20 protein-coding genes, 2 tRNA genes and 1 pseudogene are annotated in these 22025 nt (G+C 73.6%); 13 read left to right on the plus strand and 10 right to left on the minus strand.

The features are described from left to right. Positions 1 to 3: 3 nt before the first annotated feature. The gene (locus ACZ6ZR_RS07595) at positions 4 to 684 is read right to left on the minus strand and encodes a class I SAM-dependent methyltransferase (RefSeq protein ID WP_465640390.1); all 681 of its coding nucleotides are present in this window, start codon (positions 682 to 684) and stop codon (positions 4 to 6) included. Between the two features lie 123 nt (positions 685 to 807). Between ACZ6ZR_RS07595 and ACZ6ZR_RS07600 the strand changes: the two genes are divergently transcribed. The 4 genes and pseudogenes from ACZ6ZR_RS07600 to ACZ6ZR_RS07615 all read left to right on the plus strand — a co-directional run bounded on the left by ACZ6ZR_RS07600 (position 808) and on the right by ACZ6ZR_RS07615 (position 5014). Next, the gene (locus ACZ6ZR_RS07600; protein WP_465640391.1) at positions 808 to 1407 is read left to right on the plus strand and encodes a helix-turn-helix domain-containing protein; all 600 of its coding nucleotides are present in this window, start codon (positions 808 to 810) and stop codon (positions 1405 to 1407) included. A 69-nt stretch (positions 1408 to 1476) separates the two neighbouring features. Then, on the plus strand, positions 1477 to 2151 hold the full coding sequence (locus ACZ6ZR_RS07605) for a nitroreductase family protein (protein ID WP_465640393.1): 675 nt from the start codon (positions 1477 to 1479) through the stop codon (positions 2149 to 2151). A gap of 85 nt (positions 2152 to 2236) precedes the next feature. Further along, a complete protein-coding gene (locus ACZ6ZR_RS07610) occupies positions 2237 to 2830 on the plus strand; it encodes a GNAT family N-acetyltransferase (RefSeq protein ID WP_465640395.1) in 594 nt (197 codons plus the stop codon). 208 nt (positions 2831 to 3038) lie between these two features. Next, positions 3039 to 5014: pseudogene (locus ACZ6ZR_RS07615) on the plus strand (TerD family protein). A gap of 55 nt (positions 5015 to 5069) precedes the next feature. On the opposite strand, the gene ACZ6ZR_RS07620 reads toward ACZ6ZR_RS07615, so the two are convergent. From ACZ6ZR_RS07620 to ACZ6ZR_RS07630, 3 genes are all read right to left on the minus strand, one after another. Continuing rightward, a complete protein-coding gene (locus ACZ6ZR_RS07620; protein WP_465640397.1) occupies positions 5070 to 5561 on the minus strand; it encodes a peptidylprolyl isomerase in 492 nt (163 codons plus the stop codon). 60 nt (positions 5562 to 5621) lie between these two features. Next, positions 5622 to 6116, minus strand: coding sequence for a flavoprotein (locus tag ACZ6ZR_RS07625; RefSeq protein WP_465640398.1), 495 nt, complete (start codon positions 6114 to 6116; stop codon positions 5622 to 5624). Positions 6117 to 6204: 88 nt separating this feature from the next. After that, entirely contained in the window at positions 6205 to 7161 is a 957-nt protein-coding gene (locus tag ACZ6ZR_RS07630; protein WP_465640400.1) for an aldo/keto reductase, read from the minus strand. A gap of 160 nt (positions 7162 to 7321) precedes the next feature. On the opposite strand from ACZ6ZR_RS07630, the gene ACZ6ZR_RS07635 reads away from it, so the two are divergent. The 4 genes from ACZ6ZR_RS07635 (at position 7322) to ACZ6ZR_RS07650 (ending at position 9998) form a co-directional block, all read left to right on the plus strand. Further along, positions 7322 to 7397 (plus strand) — tRNA-Ala (locus ACZ6ZR_RS07635). Between the two features lie 8 nt (positions 7398 to 7405). After that, positions 7406 to 7478: transfer RNA gene (locus ACZ6ZR_RS07640), tRNA-Cys, on the plus strand. Positions 7479 to 7506: 28 nt separating this feature from the next. After that, positions 7507 to 8862 (plus strand): SDR family NAD(P)-dependent oxidoreductase, encoded by a 1356-nt coding sequence (locus tag ACZ6ZR_RS07645; protein WP_465640402.1) that lies wholly within the window; start codon positions 7507 to 7509, stop codon positions 8860 to 8862. Continuing rightward, positions 8859 to 9998: a leucine-rich repeat domain-containing protein gene (locus tag ACZ6ZR_RS07650; protein ID WP_465640404.1), complete on the plus strand. Its 1140-nt coding sequence runs from the start codon at positions 8859 to 8861 to the stop codon at positions 9996 to 9998. Before ACZ6ZR_RS07645 ends, ACZ6ZR_RS07650 begins: the two co-directional genes overlap by 4 nt. 39 nt (positions 9999 to 10037) lie before the next feature. On the opposite strand, the gene ACZ6ZR_RS07655 is transcribed toward ACZ6ZR_RS07650, so the two are convergent. After that, positions 10038 to 11174 (minus strand): hypothetical protein, encoded by a 1137-nt coding sequence (locus ACZ6ZR_RS07655; protein WP_465640406.1) that lies wholly within the window; start codon positions 11172 to 11174, stop codon positions 10038 to 10040. Beyond that, positions 11171 to 11821: a LysE family translocator gene (locus ACZ6ZR_RS07660; RefSeq protein ID WP_465640416.1), complete on the minus strand. Its 651-nt coding sequence runs from the start codon at positions 11819 to 11821 to the stop codon at positions 11171 to 11173. Before ACZ6ZR_RS07660 ends, ACZ6ZR_RS07655 begins: the two co-directional genes overlap by 4 nt. Before the next feature lie 269 nt (positions 11822 to 12090). Between ACZ6ZR_RS07660 and ACZ6ZR_RS07665 the strand changes: the two genes are divergently transcribed. Both ACZ6ZR_RS07665 and ACZ6ZR_RS07670 read left to right on the plus strand, forming a co-directional pair. Continuing rightward, positions 12091 to 12912 (plus strand): SDR family NAD(P)-dependent oxidoreductase, encoded by an 822-nt coding sequence (locus ACZ6ZR_RS07665; protein ID WP_465640418.1) that lies wholly within the window; start codon positions 12091 to 12093, stop codon positions 12910 to 12912. 232 nt (positions 12913 to 13144) lie between these two features. Next, the gene (locus ACZ6ZR_RS07670; RefSeq protein WP_465640419.1) at positions 13145 to 15235 is read left to right on the plus strand and encodes a GAF domain-containing SpoIIE family protein phosphatase; all 2091 of its coding nucleotides are present in this window, start codon (positions 13145 to 13147) and stop codon (positions 15233 to 15235) included. A 66-nt stretch (positions 15236 to 15301) separates the two neighbouring features. On the opposite strand, the gene snpA is transcribed toward ACZ6ZR_RS07670, so the two are convergent. Continuing rightward, on the minus strand, positions 15302 to 15949 hold the full coding sequence (gene snpA / locus ACZ6ZR_RS07675; RefSeq protein ID WP_465640421.1) for a snapalysin: 648 nt from the start codon (positions 15947 to 15949) through the stop codon (positions 15302 to 15304). Positions 15950 to 16150: 201 nt separating this feature from the next. Between snpA and ACZ6ZR_RS07680 the strand changes: the two genes are divergently transcribed. Continuing rightward, a complete protein-coding gene (locus ACZ6ZR_RS07680; RefSeq protein ID WP_465640423.1) occupies positions 16151 to 17119 on the plus strand; it encodes a LysR family transcriptional regulator in 969 nt (322 codons plus the stop codon). Between the two features lie 21 nt (positions 17120 to 17140). Here ACZ6ZR_RS07680 and ACZ6ZR_RS07685 read toward each other — a convergent pair whose 3' ends face one another. Further along, positions 17141 to 17959 carry an ATP-grasp domain-containing protein gene (locus tag ACZ6ZR_RS07685; RefSeq protein WP_465640425.1) on the minus strand — a complete coding sequence of 273 codons (819 nt, stop codon included), beginning with the start codon at positions 17957 to 17959 and terminating at the stop codon, positions 17141 to 17143. 117 nt (positions 17960 to 18076) lie between these two features. Between ACZ6ZR_RS07685 and ACZ6ZR_RS07690 the strand changes: the two genes are divergently transcribed. Further along, positions 18077 to 18637, plus strand: a complete 561-nt coding sequence (locus ACZ6ZR_RS07690) for an NUDIX domain-containing protein (RefSeq protein WP_465640426.1) — start codon at positions 18077 to 18079, stop codon at positions 18635 to 18637. Between the two features lie 69 nt (positions 18638 to 18706). Here ACZ6ZR_RS07690 and ACZ6ZR_RS07695 read toward each other — a convergent pair whose 3' ends face one another. Beyond that, positions 18707 to 21100, minus strand: coding sequence for a Tex family protein (locus tag ACZ6ZR_RS07695; protein ID WP_465640450.1), 2394 nt, complete (start codon positions 21098 to 21100; stop codon positions 18707 to 18709). A 156-nt stretch (positions 21101 to 21256) separates the two neighbouring features. On the opposite strand from ACZ6ZR_RS07695, the gene ACZ6ZR_RS07700 reads away from it, so the two are divergent. Further along, positions 21257 to 21442 carry a DUF1272 domain-containing protein gene (locus ACZ6ZR_RS07700; RefSeq protein WP_465640427.1) on the plus strand — a complete coding sequence of 62 codons (186 nt, stop codon included), beginning with the start codon at positions 21257 to 21259 and terminating at the stop codon, positions 21440 to 21442. Here ACZ6ZR_RS07700 and ACZ6ZR_RS07705 read toward each other — a convergent pair. After that, positions 21432 to 21977 (minus strand): hypothetical protein, encoded by a 546-nt coding sequence (locus ACZ6ZR_RS07705; protein ID WP_465640428.1) that lies wholly within the window; start codon positions 21975 to 21977, stop codon positions 21432 to 21434. The genes ACZ6ZR_RS07700 and ACZ6ZR_RS07705 overlap by 11 nt on opposite strands. Positions 21978 to 22025: the final 48 nt, after the last annotated feature.

Below are 22025 nucleotides of genomic sequence, written 5' to 3' on the forward strand. Positions count from 1 at the left end.
CGGCTAACGGACGCGGCGCAGGCGCAGCAGGTTGTCCGTGCGGGTGCCCGGGGTGCCGTCCGGGGACGGGAAGTCGCGGTGCTCCAGCTGGTTGCGCTCCACCACCCACGCACCGTCCGGGAGTTGGAGGGATCCGAGCACCTCGTCAGTGGTCGGGAAAACCATTCCCGGGTGCGCGTCGGGTGCCCAGGAGGGGTGACCGTAGTGGCCGACGATCAGCAGCGTGCCGCCCACGGCCACCGCCTTGGCGGCCGAGCGCAGGATGCCGTCGCGGTCCAGCTCGACGTCGTCGGGCGAGTGCAGGAAGTGCGCGGAGACCAGCTCGTACTCACCGGACGGGAACGACACCCCGAAGTCGTGCCGCTGCCAGTCGATCCGGGCCGCGACCTCCTCCCCGGCCTCGGCCGCGTGCGCGACGGCCCGCTCCAGCGCCACCTTGGACACGTCCGTCGCGGTCACCGTCCACCCGCGGCGGGCCAGCCAGAGCGCGTCCGCGCCCTCCCCGCACCCCAGGTCCAGCGCCCGGCCGGGCGCCAGCCCGTCCGCCTCGCGGACCAGGGTCGGATTCGGGTTCCCGCTCCAGATCCGCTCGCTCTGGCTGTAGCGGCCGTCCCAGAACTCCTCCACCACCGCCCTGCCCTGCCCGTGTCCGTCGCCGCCGTGCCGGTGTCCGTGGTTGCCCATGTCCGCTGCTCTCGCTCTCGTTCCGAAGGACCGTCGGGCCGCCAAGGCCCGTCCCACGTCACCGAGCCTGCACCCGGGCCCGCGCGATTGACAAAGAACCTTGCCGAAGCAGCAAATGGGAGGATGGACTTCGAACCCGTGCTGACCGCCGTGGGCCCGCGCCTGCGGGCGCTGCGCCAGGCCCGCGACCTGACCCTGAGCCAGCTCGGCGAGACCACCGGGATCTCGGTGAGCACCCTCTCCCGCCTGGAGTCCGGCCAGCGCAAGCCCACCCTGGAGCTGCTGCTGCCACTGGCCCAGGCGTACGGGGTGCCGCTGGACGAGCTGGTCGGCGCCCCCGCCACCGGCGACCCGCGGATCCACGCCCGCCCGTTCACCCGGCACGGCCGCACCTTCATCCCGCTGACCAGGAATCTGGGCGGGATGCACGCCTACAAGATGGTCATCCCACCGGACCACACGCCTCCCGGGACCCCGGTCGAGCAGGGCACCCACGAGGGCTACGAGTGGCTCTACGTGCTCTCCGGCCGGCTCCGGCTGCACCTCGGCGAGCACGACCTCGTCCTGAAGGCGGGCGAGGCCGCCGAGTTCGACACCCGCACCCCGCACGCCTTCGCCAACGCGGGCGAGCGGCCGGTGGAGTTCCTCAGTCTGTTCGGCTCCCAGGGCGAACGGATGCACGTCCGGGCCCGCCCCAGCCAGGGCACCGGCCGCACCGACTGAACCGCAGCGACTGAACCACTGTGGTCCAGACCTTCCCCCGACACCCCGTCATGTGCTGTGCTGTGCGCCATGGTTGACAGCACCGTACCGGCGGCCACCCACCCCACCGTGCCGCTCCACCCCATGACCGTGCCCGCCCACGAGGCGGCCGGCCGCGCCGAGGCCTTCCACGACGTGATGGACCAGCGCCGCACCGTCCGCGACTACTCGACCCGGCCGATCCCCGAGGAGGTGATCGACTGGGCCGTCCGCACCGCCTCCACCGCGCCCAGCGGCGCGCACGTCCAGCCCTGGCGGTTCGTCGTGATCACCGACCCCGAGCGCAAGCGGCGCCTGCGCGAGGCCGCCGAGGCCGAGGAGCGCGAGTTCTACGACCACCGCGCCTCCGAGGAGTGGCTCGCCGCGCTGGCCCCGATCGGCACCGACTGGAACAAGCCCTTCCTGGAGGACGCCCCGGCCGTGATCGTGGTCTTCGAGGTCCACAAGGGCCCCGACTCGCCCCGGCCCTACTACACCAAGGAGTCGGTCGGGATCGCCGTCGGCTTCCTGCTCGCCGCCCTCCACCAGGCCGGGCTGGCCACCCTGACCCACACCCCGAGCCCGATGAAGTTCCTCAACGAGGTCTGCGACCGCCCTCAGGAGGAGCGCGCCGCCTACGTCATCCCGGTCGGCTACCCGGCCGAAGGGGCCCGGGTGCCCGACCTCCACCGCAAGGCACTCGACGAGGTCCTGGTCCGACTCTGACAGTCCGTCCGGAATCCTGAGAACGGAGTCCGTTCAGCGAGAAACCCCCTGGTCGGGGGCGGTAAAGGGAAGGCATAATCCGCGCATGAGCGAGACCACCCACGAAGCCGCCCCCACCACCTCCCCCCTCACCTCCGGCCGCCCGCCGGAGCTGATCGCCCTCCCCGACGGCGTCCACCTGCGCCGCCGCACCCTCGCGGACTCGGACCGTCTCAACGAGGCCACCGTGGCCAACCTCGACCACCTGCGCCCCTGGATGGAGTGGGCCGTCTCGGCCCCCACCCCCGCGCACACCCGCGAGCTCGCCCTGGCCGGCATCACCGCCTGGGAGGACGGCACCGACTTCATGTACCTGGCCGGCCTCGACGAGGACCCGGGCAGCGTGGTCGGCGCCTTCGGCCTGCACGGCCGGATCGGCCCCGGCGCCCTAGAGATCGGCTACTGGGTCTCCGCCGCCCACGCCGGCCGCCGCATCGCCACCAACGCCGCCGCCGCCCTCACCGAGGCCGCCCTCACCCTCCCGGGCATCACCCGCGTCGAGATCCGCTGCGACGAGGCCAACCACCCCTCCGCCGCCATCCCCCGCCGCCTCGGCTACCGCCTCGACCGCACCGTCGACTACACCCCCACCGCCCCGGCCGAAACCGGCCGCAAGCTCGTCTGGGTCAAGGAATCCTGAACCCCCGTCAGGTGGGGGCGGCGCACCGCCCCCACCTACGACGGATGGGGCACGCACGGATCCTGCCGATCCCCTCTTCACGGAAGCCGCACAAGAGTAGGCTCCAGCTGCCGGCCAGTCACATGCCGTCGGCACATCCCGCTCTTCTCAGGCCACTCCCATGTCCGGAGGTGGCCCGGCTCCCCGGGGGGACCCAACAGTGCACGACATGCTCAAAGGCGCCAACGTCAGCCTGAGCGCCCTGACGACCGAACTCGACTCGTTCATCGTGAGCCTCGGTTGGAGCAGCCCCACCGGCGAGGGTGACGCCGACGTGTCCGTCCTGCTCCTCACGCCGGAGGGCAAGGTCCGGAGCAACGCCGACTTCTTCTTCTACAACAACCCGGCCGCTCCGGACGGCAGCGTCCAGCTGCTCGGCCAGCACCTGACGGAGGGCGGCACCGAGGACCGCATCCAGCTCGACCTCTCCGTGCTGCCGGAGGAGATCGACCGGATCGTGATCGCGGCGAGCCGTCACCAGCGGGCCGCGTTCGGCCAGTTGGAGGAGCTGCGGCTGGGTCTCGCCGACGCCTCCGGCGAGCAGCTGCTCGGCTTCGCGATCGAGGACGCCGACACCGAGAGCGCCTTCGTCTTCGGCGAGATCTACCGCCGGGCCGGGGAGTGGAAGTTCCGCGCGGTCGGCCAGGGCTACGACACCGGCCTGGCCGGCCTGGCGACCGACTTCGGCATCGACATCGACGAGGACGACAGCGCGGCCGAGGAACTGCCGCCGGTGCCGCTCGACGATCCGGCAGCCACCCCTGCGGCTCCCCCCGCCGAGGAGCTCTCCGCAGCGACAACGGAACCGGCACCGGCACCGGCACCGGACCCGGCTGCCAAGCGGCTGCGCACCGCCCGCAAGAAGGTGACGCTGCCCAAGGAGACCAAGAAGTCGCTGGCCGAGAACGACCCTGGCACGCGGCCCGGCTCTTCCCGGCCAGCTCGCTCAAGAACGACCACGAGCGCGAGGTCCGGGCCACCTCGGTCCTGCTCTCCGTCATGGCCCAGGTGCCCGAGTTCGGCCGTCGGCTGACGGCCGCCTTCGGCGCCCCGGCGGGGCGGATGGAGACCTTCGCCGAGGTCCAACTCCCGCACGGCGAGACCCCCAAGCGTCCCGACGGCGTGATCCGGGTCGAGCGCGCCGGGCGGCTGTGGACGGCCCTGGTCGAGTGCAAGACCAACGGCAACCCCCTGAAGACCGATCAGGTCCAGGACTACATGGACATCGCGGCCCGCCGGGCCTACGAGGCCGTGATCACCATCTCCAACGACGTGGCCCTGGAGGGCCGCCCGCTGGTCGACGTGAAGATAGACCGCCGCCGCAAGCACAAGGTCGGGCTCTGGCACCTCTCCTGGGCCGAGGTCACGCACCAGGCGAAGATGCTGATCCGCCACGAGGGCGTCAAGGACCAGGCACACGCCTGGCTGCTCCAGGAGCTCCTGCACTACCTCCAGCACGAGAACTCGGGCTGCCACGGCTTCCAGAACATGGGCCCCGCCTGGGTGCCGGTGCGCAAGGAGATCGAGGCCGACCTGCTCTCCCCCGGCGATCCGCGGGCCGTCCAGGTCGTCGAGAGCTGGGAGCGCCTCACCCGCCAGGTCTGCCTCGAGCTCGGCGGCGAACTCGGCGTCCGGGTCCTCCCGGTGATCAAGCGGGCCCGCCGCGACGAGGACGCGCTCAGCCGCCTCACCGCCTCCGCCGACCGGCTGACCGAGGAGGGCCGGCTGGCCGCCGAGATCCGGATCGACGGCGCTCCCGGAGCCCTGTCGATCTCGGCCGACCTGCGGGCCGGCAAGCTGCGCACCTCGATCGAGATCCCCGCCCCGGACCAGGGCTACCCGCTGAGCTGGGCCAAGCGCCTGGTCAAGCAACTCTCCGACGCCCCGGCCGACCTGCACGTCGAAACCCTCACCGACGGCACCACCCAGGGCCCGCGCGGCACCCTGGAACGCCTGCGCCCCGAGCCCGGCGACCTCCTCCCGAAGGACGGCTCCCGCCCGACCGGCTTCCGCCTCTCCCTGGTCAAGAGCGTCGGCAACACCCGCGGCAACGCCGAGTCCGGCTTCATCCGCAGCGTGGACACGGCCGTCGAGAAGTTCCACTCCACCGTCGTCGCGGCCCTGGACAGCCGTCCGAGCCGCTGATCCCCGTCCCGGGGCCGTGCGTGGGCGTGGCCCCGGGACGTGGGTGTCATCGGGCTCAGACGGTGCCGGAGTCCTTGATGACGATCTTCTTGGAGGTGCGGCCGGACTGGCTGCCGAAGCCCTCGATGGCCTTGACGACGTCCATGCCCTCGACGACCTCGCCGAAGACGACGTGCTTGTTGTCGAGCCAGTCGGTCACGATGGTGGTGACGAAGAACTGCGAGCCGTTGGTGTTCTTGCCGGCGTTGGCCATCGAGAGCAGGCCCGGGCGGTCGTGCTTCTTGGTGAAGTTCTCGTCCGCGAACTTCTCGCCGTAGATGCTCTTGCCACCGGTGCCGTCGCCGCGGGTGAAGTCGCCACCCTGGAGCATGAAGGCCGGGATGACCCGGTGGAAGGTGGACTCCTTGTAGCCGAAGCCGTGCTGACCGGTCGCCAGCTCGCGGAAGTTCTGCGCGGTCTTCGGGACGACGTCGTCGTACAGCTTGAAGACGATGCGGCCAAGGTCCTCACCGTCGGCGGTGACGTCGAAGTAGACGTTCTCGCTCATTGCTCTGCTCCTCGTGATGTGGATGTTGTTCCCCCGAGAGCATATGAGAGAACCGGCCCACTACGGGCCACCGACCGCATCCAAGGCCTCGGACCATGGCAGGTCCGGCCCGGCGGTGAGGATCCGGGCGCCGGCCGAGTGGAGGGTGGCGAGGCTGCGGGGGTACTGGGGGTGGGCGGCCAGGGCGGCGTTCACGCAGGGGAGGACGGTGACCGGGATGCCCTTGCCGAGGGCTTCGGCGGTGTAGCCGACGACCCAGGAGGAAGTGAGGCCGAGGGCGAGGGAGTTGAGGGAGTTGAAGGTGGCCGGGCCGAACAGGACGGCGTCGGGCGGGGGCAGCAGGTCGGGTTCGCCGGGGCGGCGGTAGCGGGCCTTGACCAGGTGGCCGGTGAGCTCGGTGAGGGCCGGGATCTCGGGCTGGAGCCAGTCGGCGGCGGTCGGGGTGAGGCCGAGGCACACGTCCCAGCCGCGGGCCTGGGCCTGCTCGATGACGGAGCGTACGCCGAGCACGGGGAAGGCCGCGGTGCCGAAGAGGTAGAGGACGCGTGGGGGCATGCGCCCATGCAAGCGCGCGGGGAGGGACGGGAGCAAGCAGGGCCCGGCACTCCGCGCGGACGGCGGAGCACCGGGCCCTGAGGGTGGGTCAGTAGCGGGAGCCGACCGGAGCCGGGAGGGCGTCGAGCTCGGCGAGGTTCTCGGCGGTGAGCGCGAGGTCGGCCGAACCGGCGTTGTCGGCCAGGTACTTGGGGGTCTTGGTGCCGGGGATGGGGATGACCAGGCGGCCCTGGGCGACCACCCAGGCGAGCGCGACCTGGGCCGGGGTGGCGCCGTGTCCGTCGGCGATCCGGCGGACGGTGTCCACCAGGGCCTGGTTGGCGGCCAGCGCGTCCGGCTGGAAGCGCGGGAGGGTGGAGCGCCAGTCGTCGGCCGGGAGGTCGGTGCTGGAGCCGAAACGGCCGGCCAGGAAGCCGCGGCCGAGCGGGGAGAACGGGAGGAAGGCGATGCCGTTGGCCTCGGTGTGCGGGAGCACCTCGGCCAGCGCGTCCCTGGTCCAGAGCGAGAGCTCGGACTGCACGGAGCTGACCGGGTGGACGGCCTGGGCGCGCTGGATCTGCTCCACCGTCACCTCGGAGAGCCCGAGCCGCCGCACCTTGCCGGCCGCGACCTGCTCGGCCATCGCGCCCCAGGTCTCCTCGACCGGGACGGCCGGGTCGACCCGGTGCAGCTGGTAGAGGTCGACGTACTCGGTGCCGAGGCGGCGCAGGCTCTCGTCGATCGAGGCGCGGACGTGCTCCGGGCGTCCGTCGGTGCCGACCCGGGCCCCGCCGAGGCCGGCCACCAGGCCGACCTTGGTGGCCAGCACGGCGCGCTCGCGGTACGCCCCCGCCAGGCCCTTGCCGACCAACTCCTCGTTGTCGAACGGCCCGTAGACGTCCGCCGTGTCGATCAGGGTCACGCCCAGGTCGAGCGCCTCGCGCAGCACCCGCACCGAGGTGGCGTCGTCCCGTCCGTTCGGATCGTACGCCCAGGTCATGCCCATGCACCCGAGCCCGATCACGCCGACCTCGGGGCCCCCGGCTCCCAGCGTGGTGTTGCGCATGCTTCGTCTCTCCTCCGGTGTGGCCGATCGTGCGTCGGCCCACCCTGCCCCTTGGAGTGCACTCCAGGTCAAGCCCCGTGCGTCAGGTTCGTCAGTACGCACACCCACCGTGCATATTCACGTGCTCCCGCGCGCCCCCGCCCGTTAGGATGCGCCGACCGTCCGGGCGTAGCGCAGTGGCAGGCGCACTGTCTCGGCAGGACAGGGGACGTCGGTTCGAATCCGACCCCCGGGCGGCCCGGACGGCCCCGTAGCGCAGAGGCAGACGCGCCCTCATGCAATGAGGGATCACGTCGGTTCGAATCCGACCGGGGCCGGCCGGGACTCACGAGGGGCGGGAGAGCAGTGCCGCAGGACGAACCGACGGAGCAGGAGCTGGCCGCCTTCGAGCGGACCCTCGGACAGTTGCGCCGCCTCCCGGTGGACCACCCGCTGCGGCTGCGCGCCGAGCGCAACAGCGACTCGTTCGTCCGGGACAGCCGCAAGCAGCGCCGCAAGGGCCGCAGCGCGGCCGACTCCGCGCTGGTCTCCACCACCGCCACCGGCGGTCTGACCCGCCGTGAGGACGCGCCGCTGCCGGAGCGGGCGGGCGCCCCCGCCGGGCGGCTGCACCGGGCCCGGCACTGCTACGTCTGCAAGCGCGCCTACCGGCAGCTGGACGGCTTCTACCACCTGCTCTGCCCGGACTGCGCCGCCGACAACACCGCCTTCCGCGCCCTGGCCACCGACCTGCGCGGGCGGCGGGCGCTGGTCACCGGCGGCCGGGTGAAGATCGGCTTCCAGCTGGCCCTGATGCTGCTGCGGGACGGCGTCGAACTGACCGTCACCAGCCGCTTCCCGCACGACACGCTGCGCCGCTTCCGGGCCGCCGAGGGCAGCGCGCGCTGGCTCGGCCGGCTCTCGGTGGTCGGCATCGACCTGCGCGACCCACGCCAAGTGCTGGGCCTGTGCGAGGAGTTGCGCCGGGACGGGCGTCCGCTGGACATCCTGGTCAACAACGCCGCCCAGACCCTGCGCCGTCCGCCCGAGGCGTACGCACTGCTGGCCGCCGGGGAGGCCGAGGCACTGCCGCCCGGGTCGCCGGTGTGGCACGCGCCCGGTTTCCGGCCGATGCCGGCGCTGACCGCCGCCTGGCCGGCCGCCGAGCTGGTGGCGGGCCCGTCGGCGGGTGTGGTGCTGCCCGAGGCGGACGAGGCCGGGCTGCTGCCGGACACCGCGCCCGCCAACTCCTGGTCGGCCCGGCTCGGCGAGCTGGACCCGGCCGAGGTGCTGGAGACCCAGCTGGTCAACTCCCTCGCCCCCGCACTGCTCTGCGACCGGCTGCTGCCGCTGCTGCTCGCCTCGCCGCACCCGCGCCGGTACGTGGTCAACGTCACCGCCGTGGAGGGCCGCTTCGAGGTCCGCAACAAGACCGGCGGCCACCCGCACACCAACATGGCCAAGGCCGCGCTCAACATGCTCACCCGCACCAGCGCGGCCGAACTCGCCGGGCGGGGCGTGCACATGTGCGCGGTGGACACCGGCTGGATCACCGACGAGAACCCGGCCCCGAAGAAGGCCCGGATGGCCGGGCACGGCTTCCGCACCCCGCTGGACGTGGTGGACGGCGCGGCCCGGGTCTACCACCCGATCGTCCGCGGCGAGGCCGGCGAGCCGTACTCCGGCGTCTTCCTCAAGGACTACCGGGAGGCGGCGTGGTGACGACGGGTCAGGGGCCCGACCTGGCCCCGCTGCTGGGCTGGCTGCGCGCCGGGCGGGCCGCCGAGGAGCGGATCGACTTCCCGGTCGGGACCGCCCTGCCGGACGGCCGGCTCGACCTCTGCAAGCAGCAACTCGGGCCGGACGGCGCACGGTTGGTGGCCGAGGCGCTGCGACCGCGCGCCGAGGACGGCACGCCCGGGCCGGTGCGGCACCTGCTGCTGGGCACCGACGGGCTGGGCGACGAGGGCGCCGCCGCCGTCGCCGCCCGGGTGCTGGTCGCCGACGTCAGCACCCTCTACCTGGGCTGCAACGGCATCACCACCGCCGGGGCCTGCCGGATCGCCGACCAGCTGCGCGCCTCGCCGCAGGCGGTCCGGGCGCTCTGGCTCAAGCGCAACCCGCTGGGCGACGCGGCGGGTGATCTGGTGCGCGCCGCCGAGGAGTTGCGCACCCTGGACCTGGTGCAGACCGGCCTCACCCCGGCCGCGCTGGCCGAACTCGCCGAGGCCCTGCTGACCACCGGCCGCCCGCCGCTGGAGCGGCTCTACCTGGGCGGCAACCCGCTCGGCCCGGAGGGCGCCGAGCAGGCGGCCCGGCTGGTGGCGGCCGGGGCGGTAGGCGAGCTGTACCTCTCGGCGGCCGGGCTGGGCGACCTGGGGGCGGGTGCGCTCGCGGCCGCGCTGCGCTCCGCCCCGTACGGGCGGCTGCGGCGGCTCTCGGTGGCCAGTTCGGGGATCGGCCCGGGCGCGCTCGCCGGTCTGGTCGCGGCGGCCGCCGGGTCCGGGGTGGAGCTGCTGGACCTGGGACGGGTCCGCGCCGCCGGGTTCCTCGACGCGCCGGACAACCGGCTGGACGGGACGGCTGCCGCCGCCATCGGCGCCGCCCTCTCCGGGGCCGAACACCGGCTGCGGCAGCTGGTGTTGAGCAACACCGGGATGCGCAGCCGGGAGGCCCACCTGCTGCTGGACGCCGCCCCGGCCGCCACCACCGCGACCCGCTACGTGCTCGGCAAGGGCGTGGCCGCCACCGTCCGCCGCCGCCTGGACGCCCTCAGCGCCCACCTCTCGCCACCCGCCCTCCCGGCGGACGTGGCGGCGGTGCTCAGCGTCCACCGCACCGCCCCGCCGACAGCCTGACCGGCCGTCAGCGGGAACGTCCGTCAGCAGGGCCTGCTGTCAGCGGGACCGGCGGAGCCATCCCAGCAGTCCGCGGCGCGGCTCGGGAGCGACCCTCCGGGAGCCCGGTGGGGTCGGACGCCCGGGCTCGGACCGCTGCTGCCGGGCGTCGGCCGGTGGCGTGGAGCCCGCCGAGGGCGACCCGTCCTCCGATGACGCCACACGTCGCCGGACACTCGCCCGGGGCCGTCCGTGCGGCCGGGCCGGCGCGGGCGGCTCGACCGTCACGTCCTCCCCCGGCCGGGCCGCTCCGGCGGTGGCCAGCAGGGCCCCCAGCGTGCCGCGGTAGGACGGGAGCAGCCGGACCAGCTCCACCCAGGCCTCCGGCCGGGCACCCAAGTACCGCTCCAGCAAGGGGCGGAGAGTGTCCTCCGCCGAGGCCGTCGCGGTCGGGAAGGCCCACCGGCCGACGTCGAGGACGCGCAGCACGGTGCGGGCCGGCCCGTACCGGTCCACGAACTCCGGGCAGCTCAGGGTCAGGCCGGTCGGGCGGAGCCGGTGCTCGAACTTCGCGTGGCTGCCGAAGGCGGCCCGCAGCTCGTCCGGGCAGTCGATCCGCTCGGCCAGCGCCCACCGGGCGAGGCCCGGCAGCGGCTCGGCCGCGTGTGCCGCCACCACCGACGGCCAGCCGGCCCGCCGGAGTTCACGTACGGCCGCCCGGGCACCGCGCAGCTTCCCCGGGCCGACGGCGGCCCGCAGCCGGGTGATCAACTCCTCGACCGGGACGGGTTCGGGCCGCACCGGAGCCTGCCCGAGGTGGTGGGTACGGATCACCGGCACGAGTTCGGTGCGGCCCGGGCCGAACGGCAGCCCGTCCCGGACGTCGGCCGCGAGGCCCGGTGGAAGCCACTCCTGTTGCAGGATCCGCTGGTTGACCTCGGGGGAATCCTCCCGCAGCATCCACCACCGGGCGGCGGCCGGCAGGTGGCGGGAGTAGGTCGAGTAGCCCCGTGCCCGGTGGCCGGCCCATCCGAACGGGTGCGGAGCCCCGGGCACCGCTCCGTCCGGCTCGATCCGCAACAAGGTGTGGACGTCCGGCCGGACTTCGGCCGGCGCCAAGGTCAGCAGGTAGCGGATGTCCTCGACGGTGTCCGCGTCCATCCGGACGACCGTCCGGCCGGTCTCGGTACCCGTCACGGCGCGGCCACCACGGCCCGGGAGCGGTCGGCGGCCAGCCGGACGGCGAAGGCGGCCAGGGCGGTGCCCATCGCGTAGCGGTGCACGCGCTGCCAGGTGGGGCGGCGGGTCAGGAAGGCCGCGACCGAGCCGGCGGTGACGACGAAGGCGGCGTCGCTGACCAGGCAGACCACGATCTGGGTCAGGCCGAGGGCGAAGCTCTGCGCGGCCACCCCGCCGCGCTCGGGCGCGATGAACTGCGGCAGCAGCGAGACGTAGAGGATGGCGATCTTGGGGTTGAGCAGGCAGGTGACGAAGCCCATCGCGAACAGCCTGCGCGGCCGGTCCGGCTTCAACTCCCGGGTGGCGAAGGGGGATTGGCCACCGGGGCGGAGCATCTGCCAGGCCAGCCAGAGCAGGTAGCCGGCGCCGAGCAGCTTCAGGGTCAGGTAGATGCCGGGCACCAGCGCGAAGACCGTGGCGATCCCGGCCACCGCCGCCGCCAGGTAGACCAGGAAGCCGAGCCCGACGCCCGCCAGCGAGACCAGCCCGGCCCGGCGGCCCTGGAGCACCGAACGGGACACCAGGTAGACCAGATTGGGGCCGGGCGTGAGCGCCATCCCCAGTGCCACCAGGGCGATCCCCGCCAGTGCCGTGCCGCTGACCATGCTCGTCTCCGCTACGTCGGTCCGTCCCCGCCCGACCGGGCCGGTTGACCGATCATGATGGCACCCGGGGCCGTCGGACTGCGCCTGGTTTTCCGGCGGTCCGCGCGCGGACGCGACCGGAAGTCGGTTCGTGTCGGGGGCGTGTTCGATGCCGTGGACGGGCGCCCCCTGTGCGCTTCCGCTCGCCTCCGTCGGGGCGGACGGAACCGGGGCGGCCCGGGTCCGGATCTGGAAGCGTGGGCGGTCACCACAGACTCTAGGGGGAGCCCATGGCAAGGCGTTGGCTGATCACCGGATGTTCGTCGGGCCTGGGCCTGGCGCTGGCCGAGGCGGTCGCGGCGGCGGGCGACACCGTCCTGGCCACCGCCCGCAAGCCCGCCACCCTGGAGGAGCTGAGGGAGCGCCACCCGGACCGGGTGCTCACCACCGCCCTGGACGTCCGCGACCAGGCCCAGGTGACGGAGGCCGTGGCGCTGGCCGAGGACCGCCTCGGCGGGATCGACGTACTGGTCAACAACGCCGGCTACGGGCTCTTCGGCGCGGTCGAGGAGGTCGGCGACCAGGAGCTGCGGGACCAGCTGGAGACCCTGGTGGTGGGGCCCTGGCGGCTGGTCCGCGAGGTGCTGCCCGGGATGCGGGAGCGACACTCCGGACACATCGTCAACGTCTCCTCGCTGGCCGGGCGGATGGGCATCCCCGGGCTGGGGGCGTACGTCACCGGCAAGTACGCGCTGGAGGGCATGAGCCAGGTGCTGGCCGCCGAGGTCGCGGGCTTCGGCATCCGGGTCACCGCCGTCGAGCCGGGCGGCTTCGCCACCCACTACGGCGCCTCGGTGAACGAGACCGCCCACCGGATAGACGCCTACCGGGAGACGGTGGACCCGATGCTCGCCGCCATGCGGCAGATGGAGGACCTGCCGGAGATCGGCCGGCCGGCCGACTTCGCCACGCTCGTACTACGGATCGTCACCACCGAGCAGACCCCCGTACGGATCCCGGTCGGCTCCGACGCCTACGCCTACCTCTCCCACGTCGAAGAGGCCGCCCGCACCGAACTGGCCGCCGCAGCCGCCCTGACCACCCTCTCCTGAGACACCCTCTGGGCCGCGCCGGGCCGCCCAGAGGGCGGTCAGGGGCGCGGGGAACTGCGCGCTGCGGAAGACACAGACCCGTGTGCCGGGTACGGACACCCACTTGCAAGTGAAACTCCGTACCCGGCACACGGGTCTCGTCCTTCCGCCTCGCGCAGTTCCCCGCGCCCCTGCCCCCTCCGGGGAGCGCCGCTGGTTTGACACCCTTCGGAGCACGGCGTACAGAAAGAGCATGCGCCAGGGTCTGGCCGAGGAGGCCGTACTCGCCGAGGCGCTGCGGCGGGCGACCCGCGCGACCTCGGCGTACGGGAGTGTGCTGTACCTGCCGTCGGCGGACCGCCGGGGGCTGGTTCTGAGTGCGGTGGCGGGGGTGCCGGTCGAGCTGCTGAGCGGGTTCCGGCACCTTTCGGTGGCGGCTCCGCTGCCCGCCTCGGAGGCGTTCCGGACCGGGAAGACCGTGATGCTCACCGACCCCGAGGAGACCATGCGGCGCTACCCCCGGGTGGCACTGGGGCTGCCGCACCTGCAGGCCTTCGCCTGCACCCCGATCACCCCGGCCGGCTCCGACGGTCACCCGCTCGGCGTCCTGGCAGTGGTCTGGCCGGCCGGGTACTCCCCGCCGGCGGGTGCCCGGCGGCAGCTCAGGTCAGCGGCGAACCGGCTGGCGGCGGCCCTCGCCGCCGATCCGCCCGCGCCGCCGGAGACGCCGCTGACCGTCACCGCCGAGGAGGCGGTGCACCCGGCCGCCGCCGCGGTGGAGCGGCTGCGCGACGGGCTGGTGGCGCTCGATCCGGACGCCCGGGTCAGCTACCTGAACCGCAGTGCCGAGCTGCTGCTGCGCACCGGCCGGGACGAACTGATCGGCCGTCAGCCCTGGTCCGTGCTGCCCTGGTTGGCCGAGCCCGCCTACGAGGACCGCTACCGGGCCGCGATGCTGGCCCAGCAGCCGACCGCCTTCCTGGCGCTGCGCCCGCCCGGGCACTGGCTGGCCTTCTCGCTCTACCCGGACCCGACCGGCCTGACCGTCCGGATCACCCCGGCCGCCCCGCCCGGCTCCCCCACCACCACGACGACGACACCCACCGCCGCCCCCGCCCCGACCCCCGCCAGCCTGGGGGCCACGTACCACCTGCTCCAGCTGGCCAGCGCGCTCACCGAGGCGGTGACGGTGAAGGAGGTCTGCGACTGCGTGATCGACCAGATCCTGCCCGGGTTCGGTGGCCAGGAGCTGGCGCTCTACCTGGCCCGGGGCGGCCGGATGCACCTGATCGCGCAGTCGGGGTACCCGGAGGGCTTCCTGGAGCCGTTCGAGGGCATCCCGGTGCGGTCCCGGGTGCCGGGTGCGGAGGTGTTCAGCAGCGGTGCCCCGGTCTTCTTCGAGTCGGCCCGCGAGCTCCACTCGGCCTATCCGGACCTGGCCCGGGACGAGATGGGCGCCTGGGCCTTCCTGCCGCTGGTCGCCTCGGGGCTGCCGGTGGGCAGCTGCATCCTGGGCTTCGAGCGGTCCCGGGTGTTCGGCAGCGAGGAGCGCGCGGTGCTGACCGCGCTGGGCGGGCTGATCGCCCAGGCGCTGGACCGGGCGCGGCTGTACGACGCGGAGTTCGCGCTGGCCCGCGGTCTGCAGCAGGCGCTGCTGCCGCACCGGCTGCCGGAGGTCCCTGGCCTGGCGGTGGCGGCGCGCTACCTGCCGGGCACCCGGGGGATGGAGATCGGCGGCGACTGGTACGACGCGATCGCGGGCGGCGGGTACGTCTCGCTGGTGATCGGCGACGTCGAGGGGCACAGCGTCGGGGCCGCCGCGACAATGGGTCAACTCCGCAGCGCGGTAAGGGCGTTCGCGGGGACCGAGGGCTCCCCCGGCGAGGTGCTGACCAGGACCAACCGGCTGCTGCTGGAGCTCGACCCGGGCCTGCTGGCCAGCTGCCTGCTGCTCCGGCTCGATCCGGCCACCGGCCGTGCCCGGGCCGTGCGGGCCGGGCACGTCCCGCCGCTGCTGCGGCACCCGGACGGCCGGACGGAGGTGCTGGAGCTGCCCGGCGGCCCGCTGCTCGGGGTCGACCCCGGGGCCGAGTACCCGTGCACGGAGCTGGAGTTGGAGCCGGGGGCGGTGCTGGCGATGTACACCGACGGCCTGGTCGAGCGGCCCGGCGCCTCGATCGACCAGGGGCTGGACCGGCTGCGCAGCGATCTGGCCCACCGCAGCGACCTGGCCCGCCGGCCGGCCGAGGACCTCGGCCGGCTGGCCGACCAACTGCTGCACGAGGCCCGGCACTCCACCCACCGGGCGGACGACGTGGCCCTGCTGCTCGCGTGCAGGACCTGACCGCGAGCACGCCGAGGGCCCGGCCTCACCGCACGGAGGCCGGGCCCTCGGACGTCAACCACCGTCTCAGCGAGCGGCCTTCGCCGCCTGCTGCGCGTTGAACGCGGCGATGCCGTTGGCCCAGAGCTGGTTCACCCGGCTCTTCTCGGTGCTGTTCGGGTAGGGGTTGGTGCAGGAGGTGCCGGGGCCGCCACCGGACATCAGCTCGCTGCACGGGCCGGAGTAGTGGTCCGGCAGGCCGAGCACGTGGCCGGTCTCGTGGGCGGTGACGCGGGTGGAGTTGTACTGCTGGTTCTGACGGTAGTCCAGGAAGATGTAGCCGCGGCCGTGGCCGTCGGTGGAGGCGTAGGAGCCGCGCGAGTCGTTGCCCTCGTAGTACTTGAAGTCCCCGGTGCCGGTGGTCAGACGCAGCTGGACGTTGGAGACCGAGCCGTTCCAGATCGAGGTGGAGTTGGCGATCTGGGTGCGGAAGGTCGGCGCGGAGGCGGCGTTGTAGGTGACGGTGACCGCGAGCAGGTACGGGTTGGCCGCCTGCTTGGCCAGGGCCGACTTCATCACGGCCTCGTGGAAGGCCTTGACGTCGGCCTGCTCGGCCGCCGAACCGGCGTACTGGGCGGCGGAGGGCTGCGCGGGCGCGGCCACTGCGACCGGGGCGGCCAGGCCGGTGAGGGCGAGGGCGGCGGCCGCGGCGAACGAGAGCATGGAGCGCTGCATGCGGGGGACTCCAGAGTCTGAGGCCAAGTCACCTGTGGGGCAGCCGACTTGGCGTGGGGGATTGCGCTGTGCCCAAGAGCTTCGGTCACCACCCCGGGGCTGCGGATGATGGCAGCCGGAGATAGCACGGGGCTATCACCCGGCCTGCCAGAAGGTGTCATGTCCCTGGCGTGCAGGTCAGCGACCGCCTATGCTCCCGCTGTGGAGCTCGAAGTCAGGCACCTCCGTGTGCTGTGCGCGGTCGCCGACACCGGCAGCGTGCGCAAGGCCGCGCTGCAGCTCGGCACCACGCAGCCCTCCGTCACCACCCAGCTGCACCGGATCGAACGGGCCATCGGCGGGCGGCTGTTCACCCGCGAGCGGACCGGCAGCCGGCTCACCCCGCTCGGCCACTCGGTGCTCTCCCGGGCCCGCGGCATCATCGCCGACATGGCCGAACTGGTCACCGCCGCCCGGCAGGAGGCCGACGGCGCGGCCCAGGCCAGACTGCGGATCGGCAGCGTCGGCAGCCGGGCCGCGGCCGGCTGGCTGCGCCGGGTGCACCAGCGGCTGCCCGACACCGAGACCAGCATCCGGATCGACGTATCCGCCAACGCCCTGCTCCAACTGGTCGGCGCCGAACAGCTGGACCTGGCCTTCGTGCACGAGAGCGAGGGCTTCCCGCTCCGGCTGCCCGAGGGCACCGGGCACCGCGTGCTGATCGCCCGCGAGCCGCAGTTCGTCGCCCTGGCCCTGACCCACCCGGCGGCCGCCTCCCCCGTGGTGCACCTCAAGGACCTGGCCGCCGACGCCTGGATGGTCGACCCGACCGCCGACCACGAGTACGCCGCGCTGCGCCGCGTCCTGTCCGAGGCCGGGCTCAACCCCCGGGTGGTGCAGGTCAGGGACAACGCCACCGCCGCCGAACTGGTCGCCTCCGGCGAGGCCGTCCGCCCCTGCCAGCCGACCTCGGTACCCGGCCCCGGCACGGTCATCCGCCCCGTCCACGGGGACCCGTTCAGCGTCCGGCTGCTGCTGGTCTGGCGGGCCCGGGCGCTCACCAGCTGCGCACTGGACGGCCTCTACGGCGATCTGCGCTCGGCCTACCTGGAGCTGGCCAGGACCAACCCCTCGTACCTGGCCTGGCTGTTGAACAACGACAGCTCGCTGCCGTACCTGCTGCGCCACTGACCCGGCGTCAGGATCCCGGCGTCAGGACGCCAGCAGGCTCCGCATCGAGGCGGCCATCGCGGCGGCGAAGGAGGACCGGGCGGCCGGGTCCAGCAGGTCCAGCGAGAGGTAGGGGTTGAGGTCCTCCAACTCGACCAGCAGCAGCCCGCCTTCGGGGGTGCGGCAGGCGTCCACCCGCTGGATGCCGTGGTCCAGCGCGTTCCACTCCACGAAGCGGCGGGCGAAGGCCAGGTCGGAGGGCGAGGGGTCGTAGCGCTCCAGCCGCCAGCGGGCGGCCGGGTCCGGGGCGTACAGCGCGTACTGGAACTCCCGGCCGACGTAGTAGAAGGAGACCTCGTACCGGAAGTCGATCCGGGGCTGGAGCAGCACCGTGCCGTCCAGCTCCAACGCCGCCAGCTCCTCCGGCCGGTGCAGCGCTATCCCGATCGAGTCGGCGCCAAGCAGCGGCTTGCTCAGGTAGCCGGCCGCCGCCGGCAGCCGGCCGGTCCGGTCCGCCGAGGCCACCGTGGGGATCACCGGGTACCCGGCCTCGGTGAGGTCGAGCAGGTACTGCTTGCCGGCCATGTCGCCCCGGCCGTGCAAGGGGTTGAAGACCTTGACCCCCTCGGCCAGCGCGCGCTCCCGGAACGCCTCGTGCGCCTCGCGGTGGTGCAGCACCGGGCCGCTGTTGCGCACCACGGTGAGGTCGAAGCGGCCCATCAGGGCGGCGGCGTCCAGCGGGTGGCAGAGCACCGTCTCGAACTCGCCGCGCAGCGCGGCCGAGAGCGCGATGTCCTCGTCGCAGTAACGCCGGCCCTTGGCCTGGTAGGTCAGGTCGGTGACGTAGAGGACAGTGGGCATCGGGGGCTCCCTCCGGGGCGGTTCCGGCCCACCCTACGCGGGCCCCGTCCGGGCGTTACCTGACCGCGTGTCACCGATGCTTTACAGCCACCGCCCGGGCGGGACTAAGATCCTTGAATGACGGACACTTCGGACAGAACAGCCGAGCAGGCCGCCCGCTACCCGCGCCTGTACGCGCCCCAGCGCTGGGCCTGGGGCGGCATCGACGCCCAGTTCGCGGCGGAGCTCCCGCCGGACGGGCTGATCACCAACATCCACCTGGTGGGGTTCTCCGGTGACCAGGTGGTGCTCTGCCGGGACGCGCGGGGCCACTGGTTCCTCCCCGGCGGCACCCGGGAGGCGGCCGAGAGCATCGAGACCTGCCTGGTGCGCGAGCTGCGTGAGGAGGCCGGCGCCCGGATGCTGGGCGAGCCGGTCTGGATCGGCGCCCACCGCTGCGTCACCGACCACCCGCAGCCCTACCGCCCCTGGCAGCCGCACCCCGAGAAGGCCTGGCTCTGGGGCTGGGCCGAGGTCACGGTCGACTCCGAGCCGGAGAACCCGGAGGACGGCGAGCAGGTGGTCGAGGTCCGCGCGATGCCCCCGGCGGAGGCCCAGCGCCTGCTCACCCACCACCGCGACCCCTGGTGGCACGACCTGATCGCGCTCGCGGTCGACTCCCGCACCGCCACCGCCTGACGCCCCGTCCGACGAGACCGGATCCGGCCTCGGGCCGCACCCCGGTGCGGAGTGCGGCCCGACGGTGCGTCACTTGCCGGTCAGGCCCGCCCGGCGCAGGGCGTCGGCCATCGCGCTGTTGGCCGGGGCGGGCGCCGAGGAGGCGTTGCCACGGCGGCCCTGGTCGCGGTTGCCGCCACCCTGCTCCCGGCCACCGCCCTGCTCCCGGCCACCACCCTGGCGGGGCGGGCGCGGGCCGCGGTCACGGTTGCGCTCCTGGCCGCCACCGCCGCCGGAGGCGGGGCCGCCGCGCGGGGTCTCGTCGTCCAGGCGGAGCGTCAGGCCGATCCGCTTGCGCGGCACGTCCACCGTGACCACCCGGACCTTGACGATGTCGCCGGGCTTGACCACCTCGCGCGGGTCCTTGACGAAGTTCTTGGACAGCGCCGAGACGTGCACCAGCCCGTCCTGGTGGACGCCGACGTCCACGAAGGCGCCGAAGGCGGCCACGTTGGTGACCACGCCCTCCAGCACCATGCCGACCTCCAGGTCGCCGATCTTGTCGACGCCCTCCTTGAAGGTGGCGGTGCGGAAGGCCGGGCGCGGGTCGCGGCCGGGCTTGTCCAGCTCGCCGAGGATGTCGGTGACGGTCGGGATGCCGAAGGTGTCGTCGGCGAAGTCCGAGGGCCGCAGGGCCCGCAGCGCCGCCCCGTTGCCGATCAGCGCGCGCAGGTCGCCGCCGGTGGCGGCGAGGATCTTGCGCACCACGGGGTAGGCCTCGGGGTGCACCGCCGAGCCGTCCAACGGGTCGTCACCCCCGGGGATGCGCAGGAAGCCCGCGCACTGCTCGAAGGCCTTCGGCCCGAGCCGGGCCACGTCCTTGAGCGCCCTGCGGGTGCGGAACGGCCCGTTGGCGTCGCGGTGCGCGACGATGTTGTCGGCCAGCGTGCCGGTCACGCCGGAGACCCGGGTGAGCAGCGGGGCGGACGCGGTGTTGACGTCCACGCCGACGGCGTTGACGCAGTCCTCGACCACCGCGTCCAGCGAGCGGGAGAGCTTCAGCTCGCTGAGGTCGTGCTGGTACTGGCCGACGCCGATCGACTTGGGGTCGATCTTCACCAGCTCGGCCAGCGGGTCCTGGAGCCGGCGGGCGATGGAGACCGCGCCGCGGATCGAGACGTTGAGGTCCGGCAGCTCCTGGGAGGCGAAGGCCGAGGCGGAGTACACCGAGGCACCGGCCTCGGAGACCATCGCCTTGGTGAGCTTCAGCTCGGGGTGACGCTTGATCAGGTCCTCGGCGAGCTTGTCGGTCTCCCGGGAGGCGGTGCCGTTGCCGATCGCGACCAGCTCGACGTCGTGCTCGGCCGCCAGCGCGGCCAGGGTGGCGATCGAGGCGTCCCACTTGTTGGCGGGCTGGTGCGGGTAGATCGTCTCGTACGCGACCACCTTGCCGGTGGCGTCCACCACGGCGACCTTGACGCCGGTGCGGAAGCCCGGGTCCAGGCCCATGGTGGAGCGGCTGCCGGCCGGGGCGGCCAGCAGCAGGTCGCGCAGGTTGGCGGCGAAGACCCGGACGGCCTCGTCCTCGGCCTCCAGGCGCAGCCGGGTGCGCAGGTCGATGCCGAGCCGCACCTGGATCCGGGTGCGCCAGGCCCAACGGACCGTGTCGCCCAGCCACTTGTCGGCCGGGCGGCCGCGGTCGGCGATGCCGAACCGGGCGGCGATCCGCTGCTCGTAGTCGTTCTCCCCGGGCAGGTCGCCGTCGGCGCCCTCGTACGCGGAGAGGTCGAGGTCGAGGACCTCCTCCTTCTCACCGCGCAGCATGGCCAGGATGCGGTGCGAGGGGAGCTTGGTGTACGGCTCGGCGAAGTCGAAGTAGTCGGCGAACTTGGCGCCCTCCTCCTCCTTGCCCTCCCGGACGGTGGCGACCAGGCGGCCCCGGCCCCACATCCGCTCGCGCAGGGTGCCGACCAGGTCGGCGTCCTCGCCGAAGCGCTCGACCAGGATGGACCTGGCCCCCTCCAGCGCGGCGGCGGTGTCGGCCACCGCCTCGTTCAGGTAGCCGCCCGCAGCCTGATCGGGCGTCAGGCCCGGGTCGGCCAGCAGGGCGTCGGCCAGCGGTTCCAGACCGGCCTCGCGGGCGATCTGGGCCTTGGTGCGCCGCTTGGGCTTGTACGGGAGGTAGATGTCCTCCAGGCGGGCCTTGGAGTCGGCGGCCAGGATCCGGGCCTTGAGCGCCTCGTCCAGCTTGCCCTGGGCCTCGATCGACTCGAGCACCGCGGCCCGGCGCTCCTCCAGCTCGCGCAGGTAGCGCAGGCGCTCCTCCAGGGTGCGCAGCTGGGCGTCGTCGAGCTCGCCGGTGACCTCCTTGCGGTAGCGCGCGATGAAGGGCACGGTCGAGCCGCCGTCGAGCAGTTCGACGGCCGCTCTCACCTGCCCCTCCCGTACGCCCAGCTCTTCGGCGATCTTCCGTTCGACTGGCATGGTCACGAAGCCGGTCACCTTCTCCTGGTCCAACGCTTGAGTACCGTCCGCATTCTGGCAGGATCTCGGCGGAGGGTGGCACTGACACCCCTTCACCTGCGGTTTTCCTTGCGTCGAGAATGGTGCCCGACCCCATCACGAAGATCGGAGAGCCTGATGGCCCTGGAGATGCGCGGACTGTGCGAGCGCTGCGGTACCACCGCGCTGACGGCGGACGGCCCGGCCCGGATCTGCTCCTTCGAGTGCAGCTACTGCGTGCCGTGCGCGGACGCGATGGAGCAGGTCTGTCCCAACTGCGGTGGCGAGCTGGTCGACCGCCCGCGCCGGGCGCTCACAGCGTGAACGGGTCCGGGCGGCGGTCCCGGTGCCGCACCCCGCACTCACGGGCCGTCAGCAGCAGCCCGGCGAACTCCTCCTCCCGGCGCCGGACCACGAAGGCCAGGCCCGGCGCCTCGGGCCCGCGGCCCAGCCGCTCGGCCAGCCTCCGGTAGAGCGACCAGGCCGAGGAGAGCCGCACCACCCGGGGCAGCGGCACCTCCAGGTCGAAGGCCACCACCGGCACCGGCTCCCGGGCGATCCGCACGCCGAGCTCGGTCACCATCGGGACGGCGGCCCAGGGCAGTTCCACCTCACGGGGTAGGAAGGAGAACCGTACGGAGAGCCCGCGCGCGTCCGCCGTGATCCGGCCCGGCCGCAGCACCTGGAGCGAGGACCAGAGCAGCCCGGGCAGCGCCAGCGAGCACCCGTACGCCAGGTACCCCGGCCCGGTCCGGCCCGCCGCCGCACCCAGCGCCACCAGCCCGGCACCCACCACCCCCGTGGCGAACGCCAGTGCCGTGTCGCCCTCCGCCGCCGTGGTCACTCTGGCGTACGTCACCACCACCCCCGTCCACCCGTCCGCCGCCGGGCGGGTCGTCCCGGTATA

Source organism: Kitasatospora sp. NPDC088742 (assembly GCF_055584905.1).

Coding starts and splice junctions, on each gene's coding strand:
- ACZ6ZR_RS07670 (WP_465640419.1), top strand. CDS start 13,145: ATGCGCCAGGGTCTGGCCGAGGAGGCCGTACTCGCCGAGGCGCTGCGG.
- ACZ6ZR_RS07700 (WP_465640427.1), top strand. CDS start 21,257: ATGGCCCTGGAGATGCGCGGACTGTGCGAGCGCTGCGGTACCACCGCG.
- snpA (WP_465640421.1), bottom strand. CDS start 15,949: ATGCAGCGCTCCATGCTCTCGTTCGCCGCGGCCGCCGCCCTCGCCCTC.
- ACZ6ZR_RS07625 (WP_465640398.1), bottom strand. CDS start 6,116: ATGCCCCCACGCGTCCTCTACCTCTTCGGCACCGCGGCCTTCCCCGTG.
- ACZ6ZR_RS07695 (WP_465640450.1), bottom strand. CDS start 21,100: ATGCCAGTCGAACGGAAGATCGCCGAAGAGCTGGGCGTACGGGAGGGG.
- ACZ6ZR_RS07595 (WP_465640390.1), bottom strand. CDS start 684: ATGGGCAACCACGGACACCGGCACGGCGGCGACGGACACGGGCAGGGC.
- ACZ6ZR_RS07665 (WP_465640418.1), top strand. CDS start 12,091: ATGGCAAGGCGTTGGCTGATCACCGGATGTTCGTCGGGCCTGGGCCTG.
- ACZ6ZR_RS07690 (WP_465640426.1), top strand. CDS start 18,077: ATGACGGACACTTCGGACAGAACAGCCGAGCAGGCCGCCCGCTACCCG.
- ACZ6ZR_RS07610 (WP_465640395.1), top strand. CDS start 2,237: ATGAGCGAGACCACCCACGAAGCCGCCCCCACCACCTCCCCCCTCACC.
- ACZ6ZR_RS07605 (WP_465640393.1), top strand. CDS start 1,477: ATGGTTGACAGCACCGTACCGGCGGCCACCCACCCCACCGTGCCGCTC.
- ACZ6ZR_RS07600 (WP_465640391.1), top strand. CDS start 808: ATGGACTTCGAACCCGTGCTGACCGCCGTGGGCCCGCGCCTGCGGGCG.
- ACZ6ZR_RS07685 (WP_465640425.1), bottom strand. CDS start 17,959: ATGCCCACTGTCCTCTACGTCACCGACCTGACCTACCAGGCCAAGGGC.
- ACZ6ZR_RS07620 (WP_465640397.1), bottom strand. CDS start 5,561: ATGAGCGAGAACGTCTACTTCGACGTCACCGCCGACGGTGAGGACCTT.
- ACZ6ZR_RS07660 (WP_465640416.1), bottom strand. CDS start 11,821: ATGGTCAGCGGCACGGCACTGGCGGGGATCGCCCTGGTGGCACTGGGG.
- ACZ6ZR_RS07630 (WP_465640400.1), bottom strand. CDS start 7,161: ATGCGCAACACCACGCTGGGAGCCGGGGGCCCCGAGGTCGGCGTGATC.